Origin of the sequence: Lactiplantibacillus argentoratensis (assembly GCF_037290055.1) — a bacterium.
Classification (GTDB): Bacteria; Bacillota; Bacilli; order Lactobacillales; family Lactobacillaceae; genus Lactiplantibacillus; species Lactiplantibacillus plantarum.
The window spans coordinates 2,279,624-2,306,162 of record NZ_CP147647.1; the positions used below are offsets into that span (position 1 = coordinate 2,279,624).

31 protein-coding genes are annotated in these 26,539 nt (G+C 46.8%); 18 read left to right on the top strand and 13 right to left on the bottom strand.

The window, feature by feature from the left end; genetic code table 11:
• Window positions 1-2 precede the first annotated feature (2 nt).
• Window positions 3-794 (bottom strand): tyrosine-protein phosphatase, encoded by a 792-nt coding sequence (locus tag V7R88_RS11015; protein WP_054397766.1) that lies wholly within the window; start codon window positions 792-794, stop codon window positions 3-5.
• A 364-nt stretch (window positions 795-1,158) separates the two neighbouring features.
• Between V7R88_RS11015 and V7R88_RS11020 the strand changes: the two genes are divergently transcribed.
• Window positions 1,159-1,794 carry a carbonic anhydrase family protein gene (locus V7R88_RS11020; protein ID WP_054397769.1) on the top strand — a complete coding sequence of 212 codons (636 nt, stop codon included), beginning with the start codon at window positions 1,159-1,161 and terminating at the stop codon, window positions 1,792-1,794.
• 22 nt (window positions 1,795-1,816) lie between these two features.
• A complete protein-coding gene (locus V7R88_RS11025) occupies window positions 1,817-2,626 on the top strand; it encodes an alpha/beta hydrolase (protein ID WP_054397771.1) in 810 nt (269 codons plus the stop codon).
• A 187-nt stretch (window positions 2,627-2,813) separates the two neighbouring features.
• On the opposite strand, the gene V7R88_RS11030 is transcribed toward V7R88_RS11025, so the two are convergent.
• Window positions 2,814-3,788, bottom strand: a complete 975-nt coding sequence (locus tag V7R88_RS11030; RefSeq protein ID WP_003642578.1) for an asparaginase — start codon at window positions 3,786-3,788, stop codon at window positions 2,814-2,816.
• A gap of 558 nt (window positions 3,789-4,346) precedes the next feature.
• Between V7R88_RS11030 and V7R88_RS11035 the strand changes: the two genes are divergently transcribed.
• From V7R88_RS11035 to V7R88_RS11060, 6 genes are read left to right on the top strand one after another with little or no spacing between them, the layout of a single operon-like run.
• The gene (locus V7R88_RS11035) at window positions 4,347-5,105 is read left to right on the top strand and encodes an ABC transporter ATP-binding protein (RefSeq protein ID WP_054397773.1); all 759 of its coding nucleotides are present in this window, start codon (window positions 4,347-4,349) and stop codon (window positions 5,103-5,105) included.
• 30 nt (window positions 5,106-5,135) lie between these two features.
• Window positions 5,136-6,917: an FtsX-like permease family protein gene (locus tag V7R88_RS11040; protein ID WP_054397775.1), complete on the top strand. Its 1,782-nt coding sequence runs from the start codon at window positions 5,136-5,138 to the stop codon at window positions 6,915-6,917.
• A gap of 22 nt (window positions 6,918-6,939) precedes the next feature.
• Entirely contained in the window at window positions 6,940-7,215 is a 276-nt protein-coding gene (locus V7R88_RS11045) for a hypothetical protein (protein ID WP_054397777.1), read from the top strand.
• 27 nt (window positions 7,216-7,242) lie between these two features.
• Entirely contained in the window at window positions 7,243-7,614 is a 372-nt protein-coding gene (locus V7R88_RS11050) for a GntR family transcriptional regulator (RefSeq protein WP_054397779.1), read from the top strand.
• Entirely contained in the window at window positions 7,611-8,489 is an 879-nt protein-coding gene (locus V7R88_RS11055) for an ATP-binding cassette domain-containing protein (protein WP_054397781.1), read from the top strand. The genes V7R88_RS11050 and V7R88_RS11055 overlap by 4 nt, the downstream gene beginning before the upstream one ends.
• Entirely contained in the window at window positions 8,479-9,288 is an 810-nt protein-coding gene (locus V7R88_RS11060; protein WP_054397783.1) for a hypothetical protein, read from the top strand. The genes V7R88_RS11055 and V7R88_RS11060 overlap by 11 nt, the downstream gene beginning before the upstream one ends.
• Window positions 9,289-9,401: 113 nt before the next feature.
• Here V7R88_RS11060 and V7R88_RS11065 read toward each other — a convergent pair whose 3' ends face one another.
• Window positions 9,402-9,872, bottom strand: a complete 471-nt coding sequence (locus tag V7R88_RS11065) for a universal stress protein (RefSeq protein WP_003644733.1) — start codon at window positions 9,870-9,872, stop codon at window positions 9,402-9,404.
• 211 nt (window positions 9,873-10,083) lie between these two features.
• Between V7R88_RS11065 and V7R88_RS11070 the strand changes: the two genes are divergently transcribed.
• Window positions 10,084-10,320: a hypothetical protein gene (locus V7R88_RS11070; protein ID WP_054397784.1), complete on the top strand. Its 237-nt coding sequence runs from the start codon at window positions 10,084-10,086 to the stop codon at window positions 10,318-10,320.
• Between the two features lie 76 nt (window positions 10,321-10,396).
• Window positions 10,397-10,819 (top strand): GtrA family protein, encoded by a 423-nt coding sequence (locus V7R88_RS11075; protein WP_054397785.1) that lies wholly within the window; start codon window positions 10,397-10,399, stop codon window positions 10,817-10,819.
• Between the two features lie 134 nt (window positions 10,820-10,953).
• Here V7R88_RS11075 and V7R88_RS11080 read toward each other — a convergent pair whose 3' ends face one another.
• The gene (locus tag V7R88_RS11080; RefSeq protein ID WP_054397786.1) at window positions 10,954-11,427 is read right to left on the bottom strand and encodes a hypothetical protein; all 474 of its coding nucleotides are present in this window, start codon (window positions 11,425-11,427) and stop codon (window positions 10,954-10,956) included.
• 175 nt (window positions 11,428-11,602) lie between these two features.
• Here V7R88_RS11080 and V7R88_RS11085 point away from each other — a divergent pair, with 175 nt between their 5' ends.
• Complete coding sequence (locus V7R88_RS11085) at window positions 11,603-11,929, top strand: hypothetical protein (RefSeq protein WP_054397789.1); 327 nt, start codon at window positions 11,603-11,605, stop codon at window positions 11,927-11,929.
• A 150-nt stretch (window positions 11,930-12,079) separates the two neighbouring features.
• Window positions 12,080-12,262, top strand: coding sequence for a hypothetical protein (locus V7R88_RS11090; RefSeq protein ID WP_054397791.1), 183 nt, complete (start codon window positions 12,080-12,082; stop codon window positions 12,260-12,262).
• 35 nt (window positions 12,263-12,297) lie between these two features.
• Here V7R88_RS11090 and V7R88_RS11095 read toward each other — a convergent pair whose 3' ends face one another.
• The 3 genes from V7R88_RS11095 to V7R88_RS11105 all read right to left on the bottom strand — a co-directional run bounded on the left by V7R88_RS11095 (window position 12,298) and on the right by V7R88_RS11105 (window position 15,169).
• Window positions 12,298-13,494 carry a MalY/PatB family protein gene (locus tag V7R88_RS11095; RefSeq protein WP_338816248.1) on the bottom strand — a complete coding sequence of 399 codons (1,197 nt, stop codon included), beginning with the start codon at window positions 13,492-13,494 and terminating at the stop codon, window positions 12,298-12,300.
• A gap of 326 nt (window positions 13,495-13,820) precedes the next feature.
• On the bottom strand, window positions 13,821-14,321 hold the full coding sequence (locus V7R88_RS11100) for a hypothetical protein (RefSeq protein ID WP_054397796.1): 501 nt from the start codon (window positions 14,319-14,321) through the stop codon (window positions 13,821-13,823).
• 209 nt (window positions 14,322-14,530) lie between these two features.
• The gene (locus V7R88_RS11105; RefSeq protein ID WP_054397797.1) at window positions 14,531-15,169 is read right to left on the bottom strand and encodes an LVIS_2131 family protein; all 639 of its coding nucleotides are present in this window, start codon (window positions 15,167-15,169) and stop codon (window positions 14,531-14,533) included.
• Between the two features lie 192 nt (window positions 15,170-15,361).
• Here V7R88_RS11105 and V7R88_RS11110 point away from each other — a divergent pair, with 192 nt between their 5' ends.
• A complete protein-coding gene (locus V7R88_RS11110) occupies window positions 15,362-15,679 on the top strand; it encodes a hypothetical protein (protein ID WP_003642562.1) in 318 nt (105 codons plus the stop codon).
• Window positions 15,680-16,081: 402 nt separating this feature from the next.
• Here V7R88_RS11110 and V7R88_RS11115 read toward each other — a convergent pair whose 3' ends face one another.
• On the bottom strand, window positions 16,082-17,806 hold the full coding sequence (locus V7R88_RS11115) for a glycoside hydrolase family 13 protein (protein WP_054397798.1): 1,725 nt from the start codon (window positions 17,804-17,806) through the stop codon (window positions 16,082-16,084).
• Window positions 17,807-17,949: 143 nt separating this feature from the next.
• On the opposite strand from V7R88_RS11115, the gene thrC reads away from it, so the two are divergent.
• From thrC to V7R88_RS11130, 3 genes are all read left to right on the top strand, one after another.
• The gene (gene thrC / locus V7R88_RS11120; protein ID WP_226319679.1) at window positions 17,950-19,443 is read left to right on the top strand and encodes a threonine synthase; all 1,494 of its coding nucleotides are present in this window, start codon (window positions 17,950-17,952) and stop codon (window positions 19,441-19,443) included.
• 14 nt (window positions 19,444-19,457) lie between these two features.
• The gene (locus tag V7R88_RS11125) at window positions 19,458-20,255 is read left to right on the top strand and encodes a Cof-type HAD-IIB family hydrolase (RefSeq protein ID WP_003645847.1); all 798 of its coding nucleotides are present in this window, start codon (window positions 19,458-19,460) and stop codon (window positions 20,253-20,255) included.
• Window positions 20,256-20,326: 71 nt separating this feature from the next.
• The gene (locus V7R88_RS11130; RefSeq protein ID WP_054397800.1) at window positions 20,327-20,962 is read left to right on the top strand and encodes a pentapeptide repeat-containing protein; all 636 of its coding nucleotides are present in this window, start codon (window positions 20,327-20,329) and stop codon (window positions 20,960-20,962) included.
• 178 nt (window positions 20,963-21,140) lie between these two features.
• Here V7R88_RS11130 and V7R88_RS11135 read toward each other — a convergent pair whose 3' ends face one another.
• Genes V7R88_RS11135 through V7R88_RS11155 form a run of 5 tightly spaced genes read right to left on the bottom strand, consistent with a single transcriptional unit; the run spans window position 21,141 to window position 23,691 of the window.
• A complete protein-coding gene (locus tag V7R88_RS11135) occupies window positions 21,141-21,743 on the bottom strand; it encodes a sugar O-acetyltransferase (protein WP_054397807.1) in 603 nt (200 codons plus the stop codon).
• Window positions 21,744-21,757: 14 nt separating this feature from the next.
• Complete coding sequence (locus V7R88_RS11140; protein WP_054397809.1) at window positions 21,758-22,324, bottom strand: NUDIX hydrolase; 567 nt, start codon at window positions 22,322-22,324, stop codon at window positions 21,758-21,760.
• 3 nt (window positions 22,325-22,327) lie between these two features.
• Window positions 22,328-22,708, bottom strand: a complete 381-nt coding sequence (locus tag V7R88_RS11145; protein WP_054397811.1) for an HIT family protein — start codon at window positions 22,706-22,708, stop codon at window positions 22,328-22,330.
• Window positions 22,709-22,723: 15 nt separating this feature from the next.
• Window positions 22,724-23,470: a 3-oxoacyl-ACP reductase gene (locus V7R88_RS11150; protein WP_003642554.1), complete on the bottom strand. Its 747-nt coding sequence runs from the start codon at window positions 23,468-23,470 to the stop codon at window positions 22,724-22,726.
• Complete coding sequence (locus V7R88_RS11155; protein WP_003642553.1) at window positions 23,470-23,691, bottom strand: DUF2829 domain-containing protein; 222 nt, start codon at window positions 23,689-23,691, stop codon at window positions 23,470-23,472. Before V7R88_RS11155 ends, V7R88_RS11150 begins: the two co-directional genes overlap by 1 nt.
• A gap of 164 nt (window positions 23,692-23,855) precedes the next feature.
• Here V7R88_RS11155 and V7R88_RS11160 point away from each other — a divergent pair, with 164 nt between their 5' ends.
• Both V7R88_RS11160 and V7R88_RS11165 read left to right on the top strand, forming a co-directional pair.
• On the top strand, window positions 23,856-24,947 hold the full coding sequence (locus V7R88_RS11160) for a DUF871 domain-containing protein (protein ID WP_338816249.1): 1,092 nt from the start codon (window positions 23,856-23,858) through the stop codon (window positions 24,945-24,947).
• A 27-nt stretch (window positions 24,948-24,974) separates the two neighbouring features.
• Window positions 24,975-26,156: a GNAT family N-acetyltransferase gene (locus V7R88_RS11165; protein ID WP_054397813.1), complete on the top strand. Its 1,182-nt coding sequence runs from the start codon at window positions 24,975-24,977 to the stop codon at window positions 26,154-26,156.
• Window positions 26,157-26,539 lie beyond the last annotated feature (383 nt).

A 26,539-nucleotide genomic window follows, 5' to 3' on the forward strand; every position in this document is an offset into this window, starting at 1 on the left:
TCCTATTCCAAATAAATCCGTTGCAGATCATTAATTTCATTGTTAGTTAATTTAAGTTCAGTGTGTAAATAGTGGTTTAAATTACCCGATTGTCGCTTAATTTCAGTCATAGCGGCGTCCAAGTAGGCTTGGTCAACTGACCACAATGCCCGGATACTTTCGACCGTTGCAGCGGAGGCCCCTTGGGCACGTGCATCGGCCATCGCCCCATTGATGCGGCCAACTGAAGCCTGGTTAGTTAAGAGATAATCTTGCTTGATCGTCTCAAAATCAACCCCGAGCGCAGTTAATAAGTACACCGCCCCCATTCCAGTCCGATCCTTCCCCGCAGTGCAGTGGAATAGTAACGTCGAATCAGGTTGGTCATTTGCCAGCAGATTATCAAAGAAGCGGCGATATTCGTCCTTCGCATGTTGCTCGTCAGCGACCATTCGATAAACTTTTAGCATGTGTTTGAACCCACTGTCGGGGTGTTTTTCCAAATTCGCTGTCATCTTATCAGTACCATCTGAGTTCCGCGTCTCGTCGACGTTGAATACTGGTGCGTACACGTACTTAGCGTTAGCGGGAATTCGATCCGGCGCGTCTAAGACTTCTTGTGGGGAACGAAAGTCGATATCATAACGGACCCCATAGTCATCCAGTAAAGCTTGGCCAGCGGGGGTTAATTGGTCAAGTCCACCAGTACGAATGACCTTATGCCACTTGATTTTTCGGCCGTCCTTAGTCGAGTAACCACCGAGTTCACGGAAATTGATACCACCTGGTACAGTTAATACACGTTGATTTGTCATTGTTGAAGCCACCTATCTGTTAACTTTTCATTCTCTATTCTAACATTATCAGTGAGTCTACCGGTGACTCAATCACCGAATCGGCCGCTTTATTTCCAGAATTATCTATTCGCATCACCGGCACCAACCAACATTAACGCGTGCTATAATGTAAGTTGCATGGCCAGCACGACCCGCCCGACTTAAGCAATCGTATCATTGGCGGCTTTGTTGCCAATTAAGATGACAACTTGGGCTTAATTAGACGTTCGGCCAATTACCTGAAGGAACACCCGTTGGTCGTTTTGGTCGCTGACACTAGTTCCAGCACTGACACCAAGTAAACGTAACTAATCACTGAGTAATATTAATGGAGGATTTTTCGATGACATTTGACTACGCACACCAAACTGACTGGGCTATGACTAGCGGCCAACATCAGTCACCAATTGACATTCAAACCGAACACACGCAAGCTTCACAGCTATCCGCTATCAGCTGGCGGGGCTTCTACCAAGCACAGACGATTACGGGTGAAGCAACGACTATGAAGGCTAGCGGCATCGGGGCCGCCTATTTGAACGACCGCGACTTTAACTTTCAACAAATTCACTTTCATACACCAGCAGAGCATCTGATTGACGGTCAGGCCGCGCCGATCGAATGGCATCTCGTTCATCGAAGCGCCACCGGCCAACTCGCCGTCGTCGCGGTGTTTGGACGGATTGGCAAGCCTAATGCTAGTTTACAAGGCCTACTTGACCAGTTCACACCCCAAACGAGCCATGAACTGACAACACCGGTCGACTTAACTGAACTCCTTCCTGATACCGGGACGGTTTACCACTACTTGGGATCATTGACGACGCCACCATTAAGCGAAACCGTAGAATGGTATGTCTGCGCCGACACGGTCATGATTGGTGAACAACAATTAGCCACTTATCAGCAATTATTTGCTGCTAATAATCGCGAGATTCAACCATTAAACGATCGGCCAATCATTGCTGAACGTTTCTAAATAATTCTAATGGGGTGAGCTGATGCCTAAGAAGGTAATCTGGGGCTTAATTGCAAGTGGCCTCTTTCTCTTATTGATTGTCGGCCTCGGACTGACAACGCAAATTCACCATGACAAAACCAGTCACGTCATTACCGCTCAAAAACGGCCATTGATCATGATTGCAGGTAGTAGTAGCACACGCTCTGACTTTGATGATATCGTCCGTTCACTCAATGAGCAACAGCACCATCCGCTCATCACCCTGACCATTAAGGCGAACCAACAACTGGAATTTAGCGAAAAGCGCGTCGAAAACACTAACCTTAATGATGCGCTCATCGTGATCTTTTTCGAAAACAGTGCTGATTCAACGGCGAACATCATCACCCAAACGAACGGCTTAGATAAAGCCATTCGTTACTTGCAACGTCATCAACATCTGACAACGGCTAACGCACTCGGTTATTCGAACGGCGGCTTGATTTGGAGTCGCTATCTGGCAGGCCTGAGTTCGTCCAAACCGTTAGCAGTCCACGATTTGATGTTGATTGGCACCCCTTTTTTGGGTACCGATGCCGCGCATCCTGATAAGACGCTCTATACGCCGCTTCTTGATCACAAGAGCCAGTTCAAGAAACTCCATGCGGTCATTAACATTGCGGGTGATACTGGTGAGGGTAACGACGATATTGTCCCGCTCAGTAGTGTCAACGCCGGTGGCAACTTATTTATGAACAACGCCACCCGCTACACCGCCATGACTGTTAACCAAAAATCAATCAGTCACGGCGATCTACTCCACGAAGCGTACGTCGCCAGGCTCATTCGCCAAAACTTAATCAATCAATGATATTTTCCATATCATCTAATCAAACATTCAAAAAAAGCTGAGCCATCCTTCCTTGAGAAGTAATGGCTCAGCTTTTTTGACGCTTTATGGCGGGTTGTCGACGCCACCAGCTTTCAATACCGTTAATCAGCTTCATGCACAATCCGATTATTTGTGGACCGGGGCCCAGATGCGGTGCTGAATGTCATCATGAATTGGCAGTCGCTACAAATCGAGCCAGCTCATCGGTCGACATCCCCGCACTAACACCCACCAGTAACTTAATTCGAGCTTTTTGTCCATTCAATCCCTGACAAAAGATGACCCCCATTTGTTTCAATTGAACACCGCCACCTTCATAGGCATAGACATCCTGAGCGATACCGTTGAAACAACGAGAAACCAGCACGACTGGGATCTGCATGTCTAATAACTTTTGCACAGCTGGTAACGTCGCCGGCGGCAAATTCCCGGCTCCTAACGCTTCAATGACTACCCCATGAGTCGTGGGCTGCGCAATGGCGTCAAACAGCTCCGGTCCCATCCCGGCATATGCTTTGATCAGAAAAACATTATCCGTGACCGTTTGAATTGGGCAAACCGTTGACCGTAATAATGATTCAAAAAAGACAATGCCTTTATTTGCGACTAACCCAATCGGGCCAAAAGTCGGTGTTCTAAAAGTGGCCACGTTGGTCGTATGCGTCTTAGTGACGTAGCGGGCTGAGTGGATTTCATCGTTCATGACCACTAAAACACCTTTTTCGGCCGCATCCGGTGTACTAGCCGTTTGAATCGCCGTTTCGAGGTTATGCAGACCATCCGAGCCAATCTCATTAGCGGACCGCATTGCTCCGGTAATAACAACGGGGAGTTCATTCGGTAACGTCAGATCCAAAAAATATGCCGTTTCTTCTAAAGTATCCGTCCCGTGAGTCACGACCACCCCATCGACCCCTTCGTGTGCAGCCTTATCGATCCGTTGCTTTAGTTGCAACATCCGTGCTGGAGTGATGTGCGGCGACGGCACGTTAAAGACGTCCTCGGTCTCTAATTCAATATCCGTGCCAAACGAACTCTGATAATTGTCTAAAGGATTTTCATCGCCGGGGGTCACATTGCCGGATTCATCAGCCGACATCGCAATGGTGCCACCAGTGTGTAATACCAAAATCTTCTTCAAGTATGCTCCTCCTCATCTTGTCACGTGCCTGCGCACATCTAACAGTAAAATTATTTTAGGCCTGCCACCGCTTAATTGCAATCCACCCTCACTGGTTCTTCATGTCAGCTTCCTTAGATTCTCATACAAGCAGTATCAGCTTCACTGAATCGACTAACGAAGCAAGCGGCCATTCGACCGCTTTACCGCAACTGAGCACCACCCTGGCAACCAAATTAGCCCTTGCCACGATTGGCACATGACCACTAATTATTCAGCACGGTTATTAGCTCGCCACATCGTCAGCCGATTGGTCAGTTCACACACCGGTGAGTTCGTTAGTCAGTTAATCACCTATTCGGTGCGTGGTAACTAACCACAGCGCACCAACTTCATCAAGTTTAGTCGCAGAGGCAACTAATCCCCCATTTGACAAACGTTGATAGACCAGCATTTGATAGCACAATTACCATCAAACAAGAAAATAATGTTTGACACAGCCGTTAGTTGCCTTTATAGTTAGTTACATAAGTAATTAACCAAATAACAAACCAACTAACTCAAGAGGGGTATTTAAAAATGACAACCACACCAATCATGACCGTCAGTGACCTACACAAAACGTATGGTAAGGCGGGCAGTAAACAATACGAAGCGTTAAAAGGCATTAACTTCAATGTTCAACCGGGGGAATTCGTTGGCATCATGGGAGCCTCTGGTTCGGGGAAAACGACTCTGCTCAACATGCTAGCGACACTAGATCGCCCCACTAGTGGTGAAGTGACCATCCATCAGCAACCAATCACCCATTTAAAGGGCAATCAACTCGCTGATTTTCGGGCTAACGAGATTGGATTTATCTTCCAGGATTTCAACTTATTGGAAACAATGACGGCCTACGAAAACATCGCCTTACCACTGTCACTGCAAAATACGCCGGCCAAGAAGATCAAGCCCGCCGTCGAAAAAGTCGCCCAACAATTGGGCATCCAAGAATTTTTGACGAACTATCCCAACGAATTATCGGGTGGTCAAAAGCAACGGGTCGCCGCGGCACGGGCCTTAATCAACAATCCGGCCATTCTATTCGGTGATGAACCGACTGGTGCCCTTGATTCCAAATCAGCCCGCGAATTACTCGACTTGTTTACCAAAATCAATCAAGAACGAGCCGTCTCCATCTTGCTGGTGACCCACGACCCATTCTCAGCTAGCTTCTGTCAACGAATCCTCTTCATCAAAGATGGCCAGATTGGCCAAGAGCTCCGCCGTGGTGAGCTAAGCCGCAGCGACTTTTACCAACAAGTACTTGATAATCTGGGGACATTTGAGCAGTAAATCGAACAAATAAAAGGAGCGCTTTAACTGATGTTAACTAAACTTGCAATGACCGGCTTCAAGCACCGCTGGCGTGACTACCTGGTCTTATTCTCAGGCCTGATCATGTCTAGTGCCATCTTCTACATGTTTGAAGCCCTCGCAACCAATCAAAGTTTCTTAAAACAAAATACGAGTATTAGTATGGTCGGCTTTATCTTTCAATTTGGTTCCGTTTTGCTGACCATCATCACCTTAGTCTACATTGGCTATGCCAATTCATTCTTGCTCAGCATGCGTAAACGGGACTACGGACTCTTCATGCTGGTGGGCGCGCGTAAAAGTAAAATTGGCCAGTTGATTTGGCTAGAAACTCTCCTCGTAGGGGTCGCCGCCACAATCATCGGTATCCTAGTCGGCACGCTATTGACGGCCGGGGTCAGTCACCTATTGGTCAATAGCCTCGGATTAACCATCCGGCACTTTTCCGCCTGGTATACTCCCGCAGCGATGACGACCCTGCTTGGTTACGTGGGCTTATTCATTATCGCTGGACTATTCAACCTGTTGGCCCTAACCAAGACACCTGCTTTAAAATTACTGCATAGTAACGATCAACCCAACCGGCCCCAACTAAAGCCGGCACGGCAACTCCTTGAAATCGTAATTGGGTTAATCGCCATCGGTATCGGTTACTGGTCAATGGCCCACCTAGCGACGCTCCAATTAATGGGGATCGGTGTGGCCCTAGTGACGATCGTATTAGGCACTTACTTGTTATTCAACGCCATCTTTGTTTGGCTAATGGTGGCACTCAAGCGCTTGCCATTTGCACAGCGGGGTCTGAACGGCTTCACCTTGTCACAATTAAGCTTCCGCATTCGCAATTACACCAAGATGCTATCAATCGTCGCGATGTTGTTCGCACTGTCACTCGGGGCGATTACCGTTGGAATGGGCTTTCATCAACAAATCCCACTGATGGCTAATGCCAACAACGCCTATGACATGGGGCTCGTGAATGCCACGACCGCCGAACGTCAGCAAATTGCCGCCATGAAACCTAAAACCAACGCGACGTATCACTTTAAAGCGACCAAGAAAGCCGTTTACTACCAAGCTGCTGAATTTAATCGCGCCCCCTTCACAACGATTGAAGTCCAAGATAAGCATCAGTTGACTTATAAAGCGGTCCAAAATAAGGCCGCTAAATTGCAGCAGTCAACTAGTAATTATCAATTAATGCAACTAAAGGATGGCGTCATGATTACTGCAACACCAGTCTTCTTGTCAAAGACGGCTTACGACAAGGTCAATCAGCCTGAACAACGTTTGACCGTCTTTGCAACTAATAGTGTGATTACGCACCGTGCTGCGCTGAAAAAGCTCGCGAAAAGTCATTTTCATACCGCTAATCCTGAACGATTCAGTGGCCGCTACGCGATGTATCAAATGGTCAATAGTATGTACTCCGGACTCGAATTCATGGGGATGTTCTTAGGAATCGCCTTTCTAGCCATGTTAGCCAGTTGCTTGATGTTCAAGATTCTTTCGGGAGCCGATGCTGATCAACACCGCTACCAGATGCTCGACAAAGTTGGGACAACTAAACGTCAGCTGAAAGGTGCCATCAATAAGGAGATTGCCGTTCTGTTCATTCTCCCTGGCATCGTTGGTATCGTGCACGTTCTATTCGGCTTGCAGATGTTCAAACTCATCATGATCACGTCACCTTATACCGGTATTTGGCTGCCGTTTGTCATCTTTGCCGGTCTTTACCTACTTTACTATCTCATTACGATCACCATCTATCGGCGAATCGTTTTACAATAACCTTTCGGAGGAGGGAAAAATCATGGTATACTTTGGATTAGTCGCTTTATTAATCGTTATTACACCATTACACCGTTACGTGCTCGCAAATCGTCGTCAATTCTGGTTAGGGTCGCTCATGCCGCTTCTGTGGCTGGGCGTTAACTTCGGTTTGACCACCCAGATTATCTTCGAACATCAAGACACCCTACTGGCCGTATTGGGCACCCTCCTCCTACTATCTAGTTGGATTGCTGCTCGGATCGACCGGACCGAACGACAACTGCACCAGCCGCAACAAAAGGCCACAACGAAATAGGGCAATCACTGCAATGAGGTGAATAAAATGCAGTTCAACTTTAATAGCACGGAACCAATCTACTTGCAGGTTGCCGACCAAATTGAAGAAGCTATCTTTACGGAAACCTTCGCTGAAGGTGAACAAATTCCTTCGACAACCGAGATTTCTAAAGAATTTCATATTAATCCTGCGACCGTGCTTAAGGGCATGAATATTCTAGTTGATGCCCAATTGATTGAGAAACGGCGTGGGGTCGGGATGTTTGTCATTACGGGGGCCCAGCACCGAATTGTTGAGAAACGGCGAGATCAGTTTTACACCGATTACGTCAAAAAACTAGTCACCGAAGCACAAAAGCTCCACATTACACAAGCGGAATTAGCAAAATTAATTGAACGGGGGTTTTCCGAATCATGAGTATTCAAGTTCAGGCTGTCCAGCAGGCCTTTCGCGGTCAAACCGTCCTGGATAATCTCAACCTAACGATCAAACCAAACACGATTTACGGCTTACTAGGTCGTAACGGTGCCGGCAAGAGCACCTTGCTGAACATCATCAGCAATCGAATCTTTGCGGATAGCGGAACGGTCACCATGGACAACAAAACCATGTGTGATAACGACCACACGTTAGGAAAGGTTTACTTGATGAGTGAAGTTAACCTCTATTCTGAGCGTTCCCGAGTCAAACAACTGTTTAAAACCACCGCCCTACTCTATGGTGATTTCGATGACGCCCATGCTAACAAATTAGCACAGACATTCGGGCTCGATTTAAACGCCCGCTTTGGCAAATTATCGACCGGTTACCGAACGATTCTTAAATTGATTATTGCGCTCTGTGTTCCAGCTGACTACGTCTTTTTGGATGAACCAGTCCTCGGTCTGGATGCTAATCATCGCGAAATCTTCTATCAAGAACTGATTGAAACCTACAGTGACCATCCCCGGACATTCGTAATTTCGACCCATCTCATTGAAGAAATCGCGAACTTGATTGAGCACGTCTTCGTGCTAGACAATCATCATATTATTGTGGATGGCGATGTCACCGACATCCTAGGACAATCTTACGCGGTAACTGGCCCACAAACTGATGTCAGCACTTATACAGATGGGCTAAACATTATCGGCCAGGACCACCTTGGCGGTATTACAGCCCATTACGTCTACGGGCCATTAAATAACGACCGACCAATTCCTGACACGGTCACAGTCGAACATCTGGACCTACAAAAACTATTCGTTAACCTGACTAATACCAAGGAGGAGGCCGCCGCTCATGTCAATTAAGCTTCGCATCACCACCCGTTATTTATTAACGGAACAATTGAAATTGACGGGGTGGTCGCTAGTTGGTTGTGCGGTGGTCTTCGGCATACTACCCTTGTTCCTCGCACTTATCAGTGGCAATATCAGTCAATACTCGCCACTGAGCAACTTCGCCAATCTCAGCCTTAGCGCCCTGTTTTTCATGCTGATCTTCATCATTGGGATACTCACTTATGACAACTTTAAGCTTTTTATACAAAACGGGATTTCCCGGCCAACTTATTTTCAAGCTCGGGTGTTCGCCCTGCTTGCATTGAGTGGGTTGTTCGTCATCCTCAACGCCATTTATTACTACGGTATCCATGCCCCTTATTTACACTGGAGCGCTAACACCGCCTTGATGAGAACGGGCTATTCGCTATACAGCCATGCACTAGGAAGTCAGGTCTGGCTAAACATTTTAGCTAGCCTATGCTTTAACTGGATTTTCTACATTGGTGTCGGTTTGACAGGTATGGCATGTGGCACGTTACTCGCATTATTTGGAAAATGGGCCAAAACAATTCTAATTATCGGTGTACCCATCCTTGCAATGGTGCTGATGTGGATCATCATTGTCGTTATGTCCCGCAATCAATCGACTTATAATTACACGGGACTTGAAACCTTTCTGAAGTTTCTTGTCGGTTATCCCAGCCACGGTGAAGCGACAACTGGTTACTTTAACCCAACCATGCCATTCATCACGATGCTGATAGGTTGCGGTATCATCGGTGGTCTCGCCTATCTGTTCAACCGTAAGTTAAGAATCAGAAATTAAACCGGTAATCTAAAAAATGAAGCAGGTCGTGAAGTCAATAACTTCACGACCTGCTTCATTTTTAATGGTTAGTACCAACGCCACATCACTAGACACCTGCCTTGCCACTAACGCTACTTTTCAACCTGCGTATTTTGCAAATCCGTCTTGACCACGATTACGTCAGTCAACGCATTACGCTGCACATACGTTGTCACTGAACCTTCAAGCACCCGTTCAACGGCATTTAACCCGGTTGCGCCCATCATGATCAAATCATTATGATGATCTTTGACGAAGTCCTGTGAAATGATTGGTTTGGGACTTCCCATTCGAATGTGGAAGGCGATGTCCGTAAAGCCATCCTTTTTGACTTGATCAACCGTTTCTTTTAAATAAGCTTCAGAATCCTGAACCAATTGATACGTAATATCACCATCCGCCAAACCAGCTAAATTATACCCAAACTGACCAGGATCAATGACTGCTAACACGTCGATATGTGCCTCATTACGTTTGGCAACTGCAACCGCCTTATCAAGCGCAATCTCAGCTTGTTGTGAGCCATCGAGGGGAACTAAAATATTCGAATATTCTTGTACCATTGACGTCACGCCCTTTCCATCTGTTAACTCTATTCTACCATTTATCAGCGTTGGTTGCGTTACCATTTATATAAACCGACGACCAATACCAGTTACTCGCGGGGGGCTCACCAGGCCAGACAAGCGGATTTACACAATATTTACAACAACGACATCTGAACTTTACAGTTGCCCCTTACAATTGGAATTAATCCACTTGGGGGTGAATGGTATGCTTTCTTTAGGTATTCGACCAGGTCTAATTACTAGTCATACAATTGTCATTAACGATACCCTTTCATATCAAGTCCGCTTAAGCAAAGGACATTTCGGGCCTGATCATTATCGCCTAGACGTCCGTGCGACCACGACACTGGGCCAACTGACCGTGCTACACACCTGCTACCATGACTTGGCCACAGCTCACCAGGCCTTTACTCATCAGTGCCACCAACTTCAGGCCCGCTAAAAATATTCAACACTCAGCTGTTTAATATGATAGGATGGTACCTAGTACTAATCAGCTAAAGTGAGGGTATTTATCTGTGGGACAACTTATCAAACAACTCTGGCAACGCTATCAAAGCGTCCTCTCCTATTTAATCTTTGGGGGCTTAACCACCCTAATTAATATTATTGTTTTTGGCATTTTCAACCAATTCTGGCCTTACTGGATTGCCAATACGATTGCCTGGCTTCTCTCAGTCCTGTTCGCGTATATCACGAATAAGATTTGGGTGTTTGACTCCAAAACGCCAACTTTCCGCGCGGTTATGCTTGAAATGACGTCATTTTTTGGCTTTCGCCTACTCAGTTACTTTATTGACCAAGGCATTATGGTTGTCGGTATTTCAGTCCTGCACGGAAACGACCTCATCGTCAAATTAATTGATCAAATTATCGTGGTCTTACTGAATTGGTTCTTCAGTAAACTCTTTATTTTCAAAGACCGGGGCCACCAAAACTAACCAATTCAAATATCCAAATAAGCGCCGCCGGAATGCTAACCATTCCGGCGGCGCTTATTTTATCGACCACATTGCCAATTCATTATTTTCTGACACTTAACTTTCAGTTAACACTATTCTTGTGGACATGGCTTTCACCCAAACTGGCGTTGCACCGTATGTAACGTCGCTAACTTTGTGACCACATCATCAATATTAACACCATCCCAATTATAGAAGATGTACTGACGACCACAGCGCATCTTAATCACTAAATGGCGCGCTGACGACGCATAACCATTGCGGACCTCGGCCTGATCCGTCGTCAGCGCGTAGTATTGAATATCATCCGCATTCAAGACTAACTCGCCGATTCGCACGACGACACGCTGATTGATCGCAGTCGGTGGTCGTACGGATAGACAGGAGCCGTCATGGTGCTGATATCGTAACTGCACCGCAACTAAACCGGCCGCGGTCAGCTGCGGACTAAAGTAAAACTCCGCGCCGATATGCAACGCACTTGACGGCCAAACCGCGGAGAGTCGAAACTTAAAATGCCGGCCATGAAAATCGGTCAGAATGCCCTGATCGTAATCCGGTTGCATTGCCGTAATATGCCCAATCATAATGATTCACTCCCTTCAATTAGTTATTGATAATGTATCACGCTTCACAAGCATAGTTGTGATTAAAGTCCACAATCGACCGTTTTTGGCGTTTTTTATTAAAATAGTAATTAAATTATCCTTACTCATGCTAATATTTGAGTTAACTAACTTTATCTACGGAGGTCCCGTTTGAATGACATTTACCAACCAAGAAACTGATTATCTCATGAACCTACTAACCAACCAGTTAATGGCCCTATTAGGCCGCGTCATGCGCTGGCAGACTCACAGTCTGAGTCAACAACAATATGACCGACAAGTGCACGAGACACTGCGACCCGAACTGACCATGCTTACAGACATCACTGCCAAACTCCAAGAACAGGCCACTGACCCAACTCAGCTTGGGGCCATTCAAGCAGGTTTGAAGAAACTTCAAGTCGCCACCACCTATCAGTTAACTGCCGACCAACTTGGACACGCTAATGAACGCCGGTTAAATCGTCGGTATCGCAGTTAAATTGCGCAACTTAGGCATATTGGCCACGATATTCAAAACTATTTCGTAATCCTTAACAGAAAATTCAAATTTCAATCACGAGTTAGCTACTTTTTCTCGGTACAATGGTTTTATCATCAAATACAACCACTTGACCGAAGGAGGGCTTCCATGTTCTTAATTGTTTATTGTACGTTCGCTATTGCGGTTTTTTTCTGGATATTTGGTTACGTTAAAACCGCCGTTATCATCGGTATACTGGCACTGAGCTTGATTGCTTACTCCTTCATTCGCCGAGAAATCGCACGACGGCGTTTGCTCAAGCGGCGCACGGTCACCAATAAAAGTCGATAAAAAATTCCAACACGCTGGTGTCGGAATTTTTTTGATTATTTTTGAGTTTGTGATAAACAAGTGACGATTCGCTGTGCGGCCTCACGCACATTTTGCGGATCAGTCGCTAAGTTCAAGCGAACGAAGCCCTGATCATCCGGACTAAACCACTCACCGAAGTCTACAGCGAGCTGACATCGATCCTGAATAAAGGCTTTCGTTTCAGTCGGCTGAACATATGCCCGTAAATCCAGCCACGTCAAGTACGTTCCCTGTAAATCAGCCAAAACCAATTTCGGCGCGTGGGCCGCAAAGGTGGCACGTAAATAATGATAATTATCACGGACGATTTCCAGAATCTGGTCTAGCCAGGCCGCCCCCGATTCATAGGCCGCTTGACCGGCAACCTGTCCTAAGACACTGATTTCAGTCTGACTGAAGCGCCCGATTTGTGCATCGTAGCGTTGTCGCAATTCCGGATTAGGAATAATCAGATGTGAATTCAACAGGGCCGCGAGATTAAACGTCTTAGACGGGGCATTGACGACAATCACCCGGTCACTAAAGCGACCATTGGCGATCGTCAACGCTGATTTGAACGGATGATTAGCCCGATCAATCTCTAAATCTTGATGAATCTCATCTGAAATCACGAGCACATGATACTGTTCACATAATTCTAACAGCCGCGTCTCTTCCGCTTCAGACCAAATCCGCCCCACGGGATTATGTGGCGAACATTGAATAAACAACCGGACCTGATTCGACTTAATTTGCCGTTCCACATCTTCAAAGTCAATCGTATAGTGACCATGGTCATTCTGTAACTCGGACGTGACTAACTGGCGATGGTTGTCCCGTACCGCATTGAAGAACGGATAATACACGGGCGTTAGAATTAAAACGCCATCCCCCGGTTGCGTCAAAATATTAACGAGTGCGTACAACGAATTGACCACCCCACTACCAAAACGAATCCAATCGCGTTGCAGTGTCAGGCCATGGCGCGTCTGCTCCCAATCAATAAAGGCTTGATAATAACTGTCGGGTGTAATGGAATAACCATAGATTCCATGTGCGACTCGTTCTTGCAATGCCTGCGTTACTTGCTCCGGGACCTTAAATTCCATGTCAGCCACCCACATTGCTAACAAATCAGGGTTGCCATAACGCGCCTGTAGCGCGTCCCACTTCAATGAATCCGTATGCCGACGGGTTGTCCCGTACTTCTTAATAAATGCTGCTTGTTCCATCTTAAAGGCCTTCTTTCTCAACAAAAAAACTTCGTCCTTAACTTACTAAGGACGAAGTTTTTACTCCGCGGTACCACCTACGATTACAGTCTGGCTGTCACTCACGCAACGTACTCGTTACGTTCAACCCGTTTATCGGCGGTCAATCCGGGCTAACAGCGTCAACCGTTAACCAACTCCGAGTTCATCTTCACGCTAAGCTAATGGTCAAATCACACCAATCTTTGACTCGCTGGGCACCAGCTTAACACTACTCTTCTCATCAACATTTAATCTTCACGTTGTTTCTAAGTTACAACGTGCCGAAACAAAAGTCAACAGCGTCTTTAAAATTGCGTTTGCTCTAGAATCTGATAGCCATCGATACGTTGTTCAGCAGTTGGGAACGCACCGGTTTGTAAGAAGCGCTTGGCCTGCATGACGCGCGGCGAACTATTCGCCCAATTCAATTGGTCAAGCGGCACCCGTGCAGCCCCGGCCGACATCGCTTCAGTGAAATGTGGTCGTTTGAGTAACAAGTGCCCACCCACTGGTTCTAGTAAATAATAGATATTAATTAACGTTGCTGGCAAGTCTAATGTCGTTAAGGCGGGAATCGTGAGTTGCACGGCCCCGAGTTGCTTGGAAATAACGGTTTGTAGTCCTGTTTGAAGTTGTGCGATCTGACTAACGGCCTCACTCAACGTGGCCCGTGTCGTCACTGGTGCGGTTACTAAATCATAACGGTTCTTGAACGGCCCGGTTAAAGATTTATTCAGAACCATGGCCGTCGAATCACCAATGATACCACAAACAAATAGTGGACTACTTGCTGGTTCGTTAATCATCAATTTTTTCCTTCTCTCAGTCATACGATTAAATAGATAAATTAATTAGCCTATAAAAATATAACAGTTACATTTTACCGTATAATGGCGGCTAGTTTGCTAAAAAAAGCGTGCTGATATGAATATTTAACAACTTTTAATAATTCTATGAAAAAAATCGAATCTTGGCTACTAAAACGCACAAGATTCGATTACTTTTTTGCCACTATTTAGTTAGATTGCACATCGGTCGTATTGATAAACGACTGTGCCGGCACGCGAATTAACCAGCGCGTCATCGCCTGATGACCAACATGGACACCTAAGCCATTCCAGAATGACGGCCGGTAAGTAGCCGTTAACTTGACTGCGTAGGCCTTTTCATGCTCCCGGTCCTGCTTGAGTAATTGCTTTTGTGACCATGGAATACCAGCGTCCGCCACGTTAACTTGCGATAGATTAGTCACTACGGTCGCCTTGTTACTTGAAACGGTATATTTCGCACCGTTAACCCAGTAATTATAAATATGCACGGGTTTTTGGGTCGTACCCCGATCGACCGCGACATAGTAGGAGCCATTCGTTCCCACGCGCAAGACTAATGGTTCGACTTGATACGTTACCTTAACGTCCTTAGCATCTGACAGGTCGACCTGGTGATTGAAAGTCACGTATCCCATGCCAACTAGTAATCCGAGACTAACGATTAATTCAACGGTGGTAATGATAAGATTTCCCCACTCAAACGTATGCTTACGTTCCACGATCATCTTGATGCGTCGTACGCGAATATGATGAAATACCCACACGACTAACGCCAAAACAATGATCCACGCAATGATCCCAATCCAATTCCATGCAGAAGTCATTGATTGCCAACCCTTTCTCAATTACATTATTATGTTCTAATTGTAAATAATCCAACCTTAAATAACAAGTAATCCAGCAAATTCAACACAATCATTCAGAAGCAGATTGTGAAAATAATCACTGAAACGGTGCCAATGTAATCGAATTCATGGTAAAATAAAGTTATTAACTTGTAGAAAGAAGGAGTACACATGATCGCGTCACTAATTTATTGGGTCGTCGTTGTCGGCTTGATTGTTTGGGGTGTTTGGATGGCCATCCTTTCCGCATATTGGGCCAGCCAAAAACAAAACGGCAACATTTTCTTTATTGCAATTATGAATACATTAGGTGCCTTGGCCGGCCTCTTAGTATGGTGGGTCTTCAACAATCAAGACTGGCAGTACTACTGGTTATCCAGCACCGTTAAGACAACCAACCTATTAGGCATCGTCCTAATCTGCTACGTTGTCTTGATTGTCATCGAATTCATCCAAGGCCGGGGCATCAAGCCTGAAACAGCTAAATAATGATGATGTTAAACGCCAAGCAAATTGCTTAGCGTTTTTATTGTCAAATGGGGCATTCATCTTCCTGTCAATGTTTGTTACAGTGCTAACAATTAGGTAGGTATGCGGCATGCTTTGCATCTCGTTATCAGCCGAGTTTGGCCGTTCCAGCGATTATGTCCGGTGACTAACCCGAAGCTAATTAGCAGCGCATTCTTCATCATGCTTCGTAAAAGGAACAACCGGTACAACGCGTTAAGCACAAAGAAACGATTCTCAAAGATATTGAGAATCGTTTTTTTAGAACCGTCTTAATCTGTCGCTAATCATTGGGCCAGATCAGACTTGAATACTTCAATTCGAGTGCGATAAACATTGGCGGACAAAACGCCCCACCAGTCCGCTAGTCGTGTTGCGTCACGACTAAACTACGGTCAGTTCAAAGCCCCCCGGTGCCACTTCATCTGCAGCAACTCCCGCTGTTAAGATTGGCGAAGCGTCACTTCCGGCGGAGACTGCCTGGGTACCTAAGTTAAAGCGCCCCTGAATCGTCTGTTCAACATCCGTCCGCGTTAAGATTAAGCAGTGACCATCAATCGTCCATGTCAATTGGCTAGTTGCTAAAAAGTCGGCCTGTTGCCGGCGAAACTTGATCAAACGCGTGACAAATTGTCGAACTTGTTGTTCTTGCTCGTCTGGTTGCCAGTTCATGCACCGACGATTGTCAGGGTCGGCGCCACCGGCCATGGCCACTTCCGTTCCATAATAAATACACGGGCTCCCCGGCAATAGCATCAGTAGCGTGAGTGCAGATTTAAATTTAGTTAACTGACCATGCAACGTGGTCAGTAACCGTGGCGTATCATGCGTATCCAACGCGTTGAACATTGCTTGTTGATTAGGCTGACGATACATCATTAATTCCAGATTGGTTTTACCAACGTAATCTTCAGGGTTGAGTTGACCATTAAACAACGCCAGAATTGGTTGTGTCAGTGGATAATTCATAACCGCGTTAAACTGGCCGTTACCGACTAACGATTGACTACTATGCCAAGACTCACCTAATAGGTACACATCAGGTTTGATTGCCCGCAAGGCACCACATAACGCTCGCCAGAAACCATGGTCGACCTCATCAGCAACATCAAAACGCCAAGCGTCAATCCCGAATTGTTCGATCCAATATTTGGTCACATCAATCAAGTAAGCTTGTACCGCGGGGTTCTGGGTGTTAACTTTCGGCATCGCTGCTCCCGTCGCAAAGGTTTCATAATTAAGCCGCTTCGTCTTCGGATCACGTCCCACCGGCCAGCCATGAATATGAAACCAATCAGCAAACCGTGACTGCTCGCCATTTTTAATCACATCTTGCCACTGTGGTGACTGCTCGCCAAAATGATTAAAGACGGCGTCTAACATCACGCGCATACCGCGTGCATGGGCGCCATCGACTAGCGCCTGAAAATCGGCTTTCGTACCAAAGTGGGGATCGATTTCAAAATGATCGATCGTATCATACTTATGATTAGATGGTGACGTGAAAATGGGACACAAGTACAGGCCATTGACCCCCAGTGCAGCCAAATCATCTAAATGCGCTGTAATTCCGGGCAAATCCCCACCATAAAATGAATCACGGTGAACACGCCCAGCACCCCACGGTTGAACATTAGCCGGGTCATTTTGCCGCACACCATTTGCAAACCGTTCAGGAAAGATCTGGTACCAGACCGTCTCCTTGACCCATGCCGGTGGCAGCTCCGCATCACTGACGTGCATATATGGCATGTGAAAATAGTTGCCCACCGTTTGCCAGTTAGTGGCAACGTCGTCAAAGAAGCCACCCTCACCATAGCCAACCGTCGCACCGGTCGTATCCGTGATCAGAAAGGCATAGACCACCCGGTTAGTCGGTACGGTCAGCGTCGTCTGCCAGTACTGGTTGCCCTGCGTCGCTAATCCGGGCTGCATTATCCGCCGCTCTAGCGCTGTTGTTCCTTCTTGCCATAAGTAAGAATCGGCAAACAAAATCTCCACTTGGGCAACATCGTCACGCGCAGTTTGTAGTCGTACCTGTAGTTGATGTGCGGCTAAGACGGCTGTATCTTCACTTTCAGGGCGGTGCCTAATTCCAGCTAGTTGCATTGTAAGATCTCCTTTTGTGTAAACGATTACATTGTTAACTAGACCATTTACATCAATTATCCTCATGATTTTGGTGAAAACGTCCCCGTTCGCCTCGATTTTAGTGTATCATTTAGTCAAAATCAGTTGAAAGGACGTTATCCATGAAAACACTTTATCGCAGTACCCGCGAAACTGCAAGTCACACCATGACGTCATCACAAGCCGTACTTCAAGGCCTGACGCCGGATGGTGGTCTCTTTGTGCCCGTAACGCTACCGACCGCTAATTTTGACTTCGACCAGCTCGCCACGATGAGCTACCAAGAAGTTGCTTACGAGGTCCTTAAACTCTTCTTCACGGATTATACCGCTGATGAATTACACGCCTGCATTGACGCGGCTTATGGTGATCAGTTTGATGACCCCAAAATTGCGCCGGTCACCAAGCATGGTCAGCAGTATTACCTTGAACTTTTTCATGGACCGACCATTGCATTCAAAGACTTGGCCCTTCAAATCCTACCGCATTTGATGACAACGGCAGTTAAAAAGAACCATTTACAAGCCGAAGTCGTTATTTTAGCGGCCACTTCGGGCGATACTGGTAAAGCAGCCATGGCCGGGTTTGCCGATGTTGATCAGACTCGCATCATCGTCTTCTATCCAAAAGATGGTGTCAGTGCAATCCAAAAACAGCAGATGGTGACCCAAACCGGAGCCAATACTAGTGTTGTTGCGATCAATGGTAACTTCGATGAGGCCCAAACAACGGTTAAAAAACTGTTAAACGACCACCAATTACACGCGGAATTAGCCACCCACCAGTTCCAATTCTCAAGCGCTAATTCCATCAATATTGGTCGTTTATTCCCACAAGTGGCCTATTATGTCTACACCTACGCTCAACTTATCAAGCAGGGGCAAATCAAGAACGGTGATGAGATTAACTTTAGTGTTCCAACTGGGAACTTTGGGGATATTTTAGCTGGCTACTATGCCAAACAACTGGGCGCGCCCATTCATAAACTGATCTGTGCTTCCAATCGCAATAACGTTCTCACCGATTTCTTTAATACCGGGACTTATGATAAAAACCGTGAATTCTTCTTGACGAGTTCACCGTCCATGGACATCTTAGTCTCAAGTAACTTGGAACGGCTCCTCTTCTACTTGACAGGATCAGACGCCACGGCGACTGCTAAACTAATGACTGATTTGCAAACGACCGGCCGTTATACGATTACACCGGCAATGCGTGCCAACTTAGCTGATTTTTGGGCCGGCTTCGTGACTGAAAGCCAAGATCAAGCTGAAATTCATCACCTGAACCATGCCCATCACTACACAATCGATCCACATACGGCCGTGGCCTCGGCGGTTGCCAAACAGTATCAAGCCGCAACCAGAGATCAGCGGCCCATGGTGGTTGTTTCAACCGCTAGTCCGTATAAATTCCCACAGGCCGTCCTAACGGCAATTACTGGTGAGCTTAGTGCGGTAGATGGCCTAGCCGCAGTTGATCAGTTACATGAGTTGATTCAAACGCCCATTCCAGCAACGGTCACAGCCCTCCGTACTGCGCCCGTGCGCCATAAGCGGGTTGCGGATGTTGATGATATGGGAACGACCATTAAAACAATTTTAAATCTTAACTAGAAAGTGTGACCAAGATGATTACGACCATTGCGTTAGACCTAGATAATACGTTACTAACTTCTGAGAAGACGATTTCTCCGCGAACTGAAGCAGTTCTCAAACAGCTGCATTCGGCCGGCAAACGGATCGTACTGTGTACTGGGCGACCAATTAAGGCGATTCAACCATACTTACAACAACTTGAACTCAACCAACCAACTGACTACGCGATTACCTTTAATGGTGGGCTCGTTCAGCAAAACACGACTGGTGACGTCCTTGCTCGTACTAGTGTGACCAAACAAGATTTACAACCCTTATTTGAGCAAGCCCAGCGCGATCATTTCTACTTAGACGTGATTGATTTGAAGCAAGTCTACTCCATTACGGATCTAGGCAAGTCACCGTACGAAGAATTCTTGCAAGGCTTAATGCCATTTAAGAATGTTCGTTTTGCCGACCTGCCTGCTGATGATCTATTCGGTAAAGTCGTTAGTGCTGGTCAAGATGCTAAAACAGTCCAGGCCAAATTACCAAGTCAAATTACCGATTTCTTCCACGTGGTCCCATCCCGGCGGACTTTGTTGGAATTCTTACCACCGCATACTGATAAGGCCAGTGGTTTGAAACAACTCCTCGGTCACTTTAATGAAGACTATGACAACTTGATGGCCTTTGGGGACGAAGAAAACGACCTAGGAATGCTAACCGCCGCCAAAGTTGGCGTAGCGATGGCGAATGCGATTCCTGCGGTCAAGGCTGCAACCACCAATGCCACCCTGAGTAATGACGAGGACGGGGTCGCCGTTTTCCTAGAAAATTACTTCAACTGATCCCAAACTGAAGCCTGTAACGGGCTTCTTTTTTAGCACAACCACTCAAAATCAAACTAACGAGGTGTCCCATGCAAGATCCCCGCATTATCCCAGCAGAATTAACGACTGGCACTTTTTTCGATATTTTAGCAGATGAGGACCATAGCTTAAGTTATATTCAGGTTAGTGAAGAAGACGTGCGTCACCAACACATCGATCACCCCATGCTGGATCACGTGCACTTCGAAAATGTCCGTTTTACGGCCAGTCAATTTGAACGGCTTGACTTGACCGATGCCGTCTTTATCAATTGTGACTTTTCTAATTGCCAGTTTGAAAAAGCCAGCTGGCTACGCGCTCAATTCAAAGATTGTAAGCTCGTCGGTGTCGACTTGAACGAGGCTGCCCTCAATAACGTCGCCTTTGACCACTGTCAGCTCGACTTAGCCATGCTGTGCGACATGCGGTTCAAAACCGTGACCTTTGATCACTGTCGGCTGAATGGGGCCAGCTTTATGAACAATCGACTAACGACCGTCAAGTTTAACGAAACCAACCTTGACCAAGTCGCTTTCAACGATACCGCCCTCAAAAATATTGACCTAAGTACCTGTCAATTCGAGCGTCTCGAACTTGATACTGCCGCAGCACGCGGTATGATTGTCAATACTGAGCAGGCTGCATATTTGGCCGCTGCTTTAAACGGCATCAAAGTTAAGCCCTGATACCGGTGGAACAGTCACCATATGAGTGACCAACTCACAATGCCAAGGACGATTAAGCTGCTGGCTGGTAAATCTTCTAATAACACTGCACGTATCTGTCAGAATACTTTTATGCGCTGAACACAAAAATACCACCTTCGTCAGGTAACAACCTGCGAAGGTGGTATTTTGTCGTTCATCATGACAATTCGAATTGCGCCCCGGTGTAACCAGTGCGGTCGGCCGCCGTGATTGGTCGAATCACTTGGCAAGGGTTGCCAGCCGCAATCACGTTAGCTGGAATATCGTGGGTGACCACGCTCCCACCACCAATAATCGTGTTAGCACCAATGGTCACTCCTGGTAATACGGTGACGTTAGCGGCTAGCCAACAACCATCTCCAATTGTGATTGGTCGGGCGATGCAGCCGCCCCTAATTCGTTCGGTTACATCAAACAAGTGGTTGCTCGTGTAAAGGCCGACTTTTGGCCCCAACAGGACCTGACTGCCGATCGTAATTGGCGCCCCATCTAACATTACACAATCATAGTTGGCATAAAAGTTATCACCTAGATGAATGTTCCGTCCAAATTCAACGCGAAAATTAGGATTTACAAATGGCTTGCGACCAGCTGAACCAACCAATTGTCGCAATAAAGTTTCTTTAGTCTCTGGATCAGCAGTCGCATTGACCGCGTTCGTTGTCAACGTCGCTTGGTCACGTAACGCCGTTAGTTCTGCATCAGTATCTCGATACGGCTGACCAGTCGCCATGTACGCAAACTTCTCATCTAAATCCATCCCGCACCCCTCTTTTATCGAATAAAATTCAAGTACCACGTGATGGCACAGATTCCTTGTGCTGAACGAATCTGGCCATTCTTTAATAGGTCAATCACTTTGCTGAGCGGAACAAGTTGCGTATTCACGTATTCGTCCGCATCAAAGTGTCGTTCGCCATGTTCTTGTGGATCGATGTGGGTCAAAATCAAGCTGACCGTTTCGTCCGTGAAGCCTTCCGACGAACTAATTTGCGTCATAATTTGTGGTTCATGGGCGATGTAGCCCGTCTCCTCTTGTAATTCACGGGCCGCGGCCGTTAACGGATCTTCCCCCGCATTAATGAGGCCAGCAGGTAAACTGATCGTCTCGGCATTGCGACCGACCCGGTACTCTGAACCTAGCACGACTTGGTCATCCGCGGTGATGGCTAAAATCGTGACGGCGTTCCCGTGCTGAATCAAATCGCGTTTTACTTCTAAGCCATCCGGTGTTTCAATCGTCTGTTTGACCAAATCAAAAATCGGCCCATGGTACACCGGTGTCGTTGAGAGGACCTTACCGGGCCGGCCAACTTTCTCAAATAAATCTGCCATACACATTCACTACTCCTTAGTCTTTCTCAAATCTGGTACGCCCGCCGGCAACATCTTACGAATGCCACCCGCGGGGTCTGGCACGTCACCTTGATATCGCGGTATCAGATGGAGATGACAATGCATTACGGTTTGGCCCGCAGCCGGTTCAACGTTAATGCCAATATTATAGCCATCCGGATGATTGTGCGCATCTAGGTACGCTTTTGCTTGGGTCAATAAGGCGAGCATCGCATTCCTGGTCGCCGTGGGCACATCAAAATACGTGGCATAATGTGCTTTCGGAATAATCAACAAATGCCCCGGACTCACCGGCTTTTTATCGAAGAAGGCCGCTGCTAGGTCATTCTCCAAAATATACGGCAACGGCTGACAAAAAATACAAGCCATACCAAAGTCCCCTTCCTATTTTGCTAACCAACCACCATCAATTGGAACCACCGTCCCATGAATATAATCAGCGTGCTGACTCGCTAAGAATAGCGTCAGATCTGCAACTTCCTGCGGTTGGGCCCACCGTTTTGCGGGCGTCTCACTGGCAACCCATTTCGCCATCTTACCATCGCCAGCAAAATCAGCGGCATTCATCGGGGTATCGATAGCCCCCGGCGCAATGCAGTTGGCGCGAATTCCCTGAGCCGCATAGTCCAAGTCAAGTTGTTTCGTATAACCAATGATGGCGTGTTTGGCTGCGGTATACGCTGCGCCGCCTCCGCCACCCACCAGTCCAGCGATCGATGCCATATTCACGAAAACGCCGTGTTGTGCGGCTAACATTGCAGGTAGCACCGCATTAGTCACGATAAACTGGCTTGTCAGATCCGTCGCCAAAATATCTTGCCACGTTTTCAGATCCGTTGCTAAAGTTGGTTGATAGCCGTCTAACTTACCGGCCGTATTGCACACGACGGTTGGCTTGCCGAGTACGTTAACTCCTGATTTAATCGCCGCGACGAGCGCATTAGTGTCGGTCACATCAGCAATTTCATAGCGCAGGGCTGACGTCGTTACTAGCGCTGATGGCTGTGGCTGCCGATCAATGGCAATCACGTCAGCCCCCTGGGCTAGGAAACTCTGGACCTGGGCTAAGCCAATCCCGGAGGCAGCTCCAGTAACCAAGACAGTCTGTCCACGATATTCATCAAATTGCATTAGTCAACCAACTGCCAGTCCGTCGCTAAAATATCACAATCCGTTGGTGACCACATACTATAGGCTTCATCGGCCGTTTTGATTAAAAAGTACGGGTTCAGCGGGTCGCCGTTAAAAGTGGTTGCCGTCTGTAATTCGACGAACAATTCGGTCCCTTCCCAACCAGTCCGAACAGCGCGCTTACCAGCTTTTAATTCAGGTAAAATAGCTTCAAATGTCATCATGATACCTCCAATTATTAATACCCAAATCGTATCATAATCCCGCGTGGAGTGACAGGCAAAAATTGGTACCAACAAATTGTCTATTTTACTGGTACGGACCAATTATTTGTGCGATAATGTAAGCGAATACAGAAACTAATTATTATTTGGAGGAATTTTAAATGAGTAAACTCGGTGTTTCCGTTTATCCCGAACGATCAACCTTTGAAAAGGATGCGGCGTACCTCGATTTAGCCGCAAAATATGGCTATCAACGGGTATTCACTTCACTGCTTGAAATCAAAGGGGACCAAGCCGCAGTGGTTGCCAACTTTAAAAAAGTGATCACTTACGCGAACCAATTAGGCTTGCAAGTAATGGTCGACGTCAATCCTGACCTCTTCAAACAACTTGGCGTGTCCTATGACGACTTGTCATTCTTCCACGACCTCGGTGCCTGGGGTGTCCGCCTCGACCTAGGATTCACTGGTCAAGAAGAAGCCCGGATGACGCACAACGAATTCGGCATTAAGATTGAAATCAACATGTCTAAAGGGACTCACTATGTTGACACGATTATGGATTATTCACCTGAAAAAGATAACTTACTAGGCTCACATAACTTCTACCCACAACAATACACTGGTCTTGGTTATGATTATTTTGTTCAGACTTCTGAACAATACCGTCAGTATGGCATCAACACCGCCGCGTTTGTTTCATCAAATGATGCGACTTATGGGCCTTGGCCCATGCAAGACGGGTTATGTACCCTTGAAGATCATCGGGGGTTACCGATTGCGGCACAAGTTCAACATTTGAAAATGACGGGGCTAATCGACGACGTCTTAATTGGTAACGCCTACGCGAGTGAAGCCGAACTAAAAGCGGCTGCTGAAGTGTTCTTTAGTCCTTACCCACTGCTACACGTCGAAACCGTTGCTGATCTATCGGCAGTTGAAGAAAAAGTACTCTTTGCGCAACCACAGACTTATCGCGGTGATTTTTCAGATTACGTCATTCGTTCTTCTCAGACCCGGGTCATCTACAAAGACGAAGCCTTTCCTGCTCATCACCTAGATGCCATTCATACCGGTGATGTTTTGATCGATAACGATGAGTTTGGGCAATACAAAGGTGAATTGCAGATTGCACGCCAAAATCTTGAAAATACTGGCCGAATCAATGTGGTTGGTCATATTACCAAGAGTGACTTACCTTGCCTTAACTTGTTACAACCGTGGGCCGACTTTAAATTTGTCGCTGCCAAATAGTACTCAATGAATGGAGGGGTCGCATTAATGACAACTGATTACCGTTTAACTAGCGATGCTGACCGCGAAGCTTTCTACCAACTTTATCAATACGCGTTCAATAATCACGATACCCCCGCGCGGCGGCGATTTTTCATGGATCGCTACCAACATGGCTGGATCTACGGCCGTCACGATCATGGTCAACTGGTCAGTGGGCTATACAGTCTACCACTAGCAGTCAACTTTCATGGCGTCACCTACCGGATGAATGGTATTGGCGACGTGATGAGTGCGCCTGAATATGCCGGTCAGGGTGGCGCGGGACAGCTGTTAACGACGGCGCTGACAGAAATGGAAGCCAACCACGTGACGCTGTCCTACCTTGCCCCCTTCGCGTACGGTTACTATCGTCGTTTTGGCTATGAACACGTCTTCGACCACGCGCACCAAGTCATGGCCGCTTCTGACCTACCACGTGTCAAACCGACGGACTGGTCTGGTACGATCACCCGCTATGGCAATGACGGGCTGGCCCAAATCAACGATTTTTATGCACGACAACCGCAAAATCAGCGTGGTGGTCTGATTCGACCAGCCTGGTGGCAACATTACCTGACTCTCAAACATCATTGGTCGGTCGCAATTTACCGCAATGCGGCTGCCAATATCGAGGGCTATTTGATCTATGAACGGCAGGCCACTAACTTTGCGATTCAAGAATGGGTGACTAGCACGCCGACCGCTTTCGAACGACTGGCTAACTTTATCACTAAGCATGGCACCACCTTTGAAACGTTTAGTTATGATAGCCCAAGTGCGACCAACGGCTTGGACCTACTAGCCGACCCATACCGTTTAAAAGTGACTGTCCAGCCGTACATGATGGCCCGCATTGTTGATTTATATGACTTTATCAAGCGCTATCCGTTTCTCACGGACATCCAACCAATTCGCCTAGCAGTCAGTGACGCTACCCTCCCTGCTAATCAAGGAATCTGGTCATTGACGCGGCACAACGGGCAAGTAACGCTCAATCGGGTTAGCGACCAATTAACTGGACCGGCTGACATTCAGTTAACGATTCAGCAATTAACCACTGCTTGCTTTGGCACCCAGAGCTTAGCCCGGGCGTACCAACACGGATTAATCACCGGTGATGTGAATGCGATCAACCGACTTGACACTAGTCTAGTTAAAGAACGACCAGCACTTATTGACTACTTCTAAGTGCTTAATTTAGATAAGCAGCATGACTGACTCAAAGTGGGCCGCCAGAATATTTTCTGACGGTCCACTTTTTGTTTTGGCGCTGGCTGGTATTGAGATTTGCATGGGTTAAGTTATTTACAAATCAGATGGCAACAGATACTAGTACTGGTCGATTAAGCTGGCACTCCCACAATAATCGGCAGCATTGTGAGCAAATCAACTTAATAATCACGAATTGGTAACCAAGCCACGTCTTTGATTAGTCGCCATACTTCAGCTGTCTTAGCAAACACACTGGACATCACTCGATAGAAAGATTCAAATGTGGCGATTTTCAATTACCATTTGACGATAACTAATCGCCTTAATTTTCAACCACTAATTTCTAAGGTTCTTTGGCA

Coding starts and splice junctions, on each gene's coding strand:
- V7R88_RS11060 (WP_054397783.1), top strand. CDS start 8,479: ATGTCAATTAAGCTTCGCATCACCACCCGTTATTTATTAACGGAACAA.
- V7R88_RS11150 (WP_003642554.1), bottom strand. CDS start 23,470: ATGCAATTTGATGAATATCGTGGACAGACTGTCTTGGTTACTGGAGCT.
- V7R88_RS11140 (WP_054397809.1), bottom strand. CDS start 22,324: ATGTGTATGGCAGATTTATTTGAGAAAGTTGGCCGGCCCGGTAAGGTC.
- V7R88_RS11090 (WP_054397791.1), top strand. CDS start 12,080: ATGTTCTTAATTGTTTATTGTACGTTCGCTATTGCGGTTTTTTTCTGG.
- V7R88_RS11160 (WP_338816249.1), top strand. CDS start 23,856: ATGAGTAAACTCGGTGTTTCCGTTTATCCCGAACGATCAACCTTTGAA.
- V7R88_RS11115 (WP_054397798.1), bottom strand. CDS start 17,806: ATGCAACTAGCTGGAATTAGGCACCGCCCTGAAAGTGAAGATACAGCC.
- V7R88_RS11105 (WP_054397797.1), bottom strand. CDS start 15,169: ATGACTTCTGCATGGAATTGGATTGGGATCATTGCGTGGATCATTGTT.
- V7R88_RS11055 (WP_054397781.1), top strand. CDS start 7,611: ATGAGTATTCAAGTTCAGGCTGTCCAGCAGGCCTTTCGCGGTCAAACC.
- V7R88_RS11040 (WP_054397775.1), top strand. CDS start 5,136: ATGTTAACTAAACTTGCAATGACCGGCTTCAAGCACCGCTGGCGTGAC.
- V7R88_RS11100 (WP_054397796.1), bottom strand. CDS start 14,321: ATGATTAACGAACCAGCAAGTAGTCCACTATTTGTTTGTGGTATCATT.
- V7R88_RS11020 (WP_054397769.1), top strand. CDS start 1,159: ATGACATTTGACTACGCACACCAAACTGACTGGGCTATGACTAGCGGC.
- V7R88_RS11110 (WP_003642562.1), top strand. CDS start 15,362: ATGATCGCGTCACTAATTTATTGGGTCGTCGTTGTCGGCTTGATTGTT.
- V7R88_RS11035 (WP_054397773.1), top strand. CDS start 4,347: ATGACAACCACACCAATCATGACCGTCAGTGACCTACACAAAACGTAT.
- V7R88_RS11155 (WP_003642553.1), bottom strand. CDS start 23,691: ATGACATTTGAAGCTATTTTACCTGAATTAAAAGCTGGTAAGCGCGCT.
- V7R88_RS11085 (WP_054397789.1), top strand. CDS start 11,603: ATGACATTTACCAACCAAGAAACTGATTATCTCATGAACCTACTAACC.
- V7R88_RS11125 (WP_003645847.1), top strand. CDS start 19,458: ATGATTACGACCATTGCGTTAGACCTAGATAATACGTTACTAACTTCT.
- V7R88_RS11135 (WP_054397807.1), bottom strand. CDS start 21,743: ATGGATTTAGATGAGAAGTTTGCGTACATGGCGACTGGTCAGCCGTAT.
- V7R88_RS11165 (WP_054397813.1), top strand. CDS start 24,975: ATGACAACTGATTACCGTTTAACTAGCGATGCTGACCGCGAAGCTTTC.
- V7R88_RS11045 (WP_054397777.1), top strand. CDS start 6,940: ATGGTATACTTTGGATTAGTCGCTTTATTAATCGTTATTACACCATTA.
- V7R88_RS11015 (WP_054397766.1), bottom strand. CDS start 794: ATGACAAATCAACGTGTATTAACTGTACCAGGTGGTATCAATTTCCGT.
- V7R88_RS11095 (WP_338816248.1), bottom strand. CDS start 13,494: ATGGAACAAGCAGCATTTATTAAGAAGTACGGGACAACCCGTCGGCAT.
- V7R88_RS11080 (WP_054397786.1), bottom strand. CDS start 11,427: ATGATTGGGCATATTACGGCAATGCAACCGGATTACGATCAGGGCATT.
- V7R88_RS11130 (WP_054397800.1), top strand. CDS start 20,327: ATGCAAGATCCCCGCATTATCCCAGCAGAATTAACGACTGGCACTTTT.
- V7R88_RS11065 (WP_003644733.1), bottom strand. CDS start 9,872: ATGGTACAAGAATATTCGAATATTTTAGTTCCCCTCGATGGCTCACAA.
- V7R88_RS11050 (WP_054397779.1), top strand. CDS start 7,243: ATGCAGTTCAACTTTAATAGCACGGAACCAATCTACTTGCAGGTTGCC.
- thrC (WP_226319679.1), top strand. CDS start 17,950: ATGAAAACACTTTATCGCAGTACCCGCGAAACTGCAAGTCACACCATG.
- V7R88_RS11025 (WP_054397771.1), top strand. CDS start 1,817: ATGCCTAAGAAGGTAATCTGGGGCTTAATTGCAAGTGGCCTCTTTCTC.
- V7R88_RS11145 (WP_054397811.1), bottom strand. CDS start 22,708: ATGGCTTGTATTTTTTGTCAGCCGTTGCCGTATATTTTGGAGAATGAC.
- V7R88_RS11070 (WP_054397784.1), top strand. CDS start 10,084: ATGCTTTCTTTAGGTATTCGACCAGGTCTAATTACTAGTCATACAATT.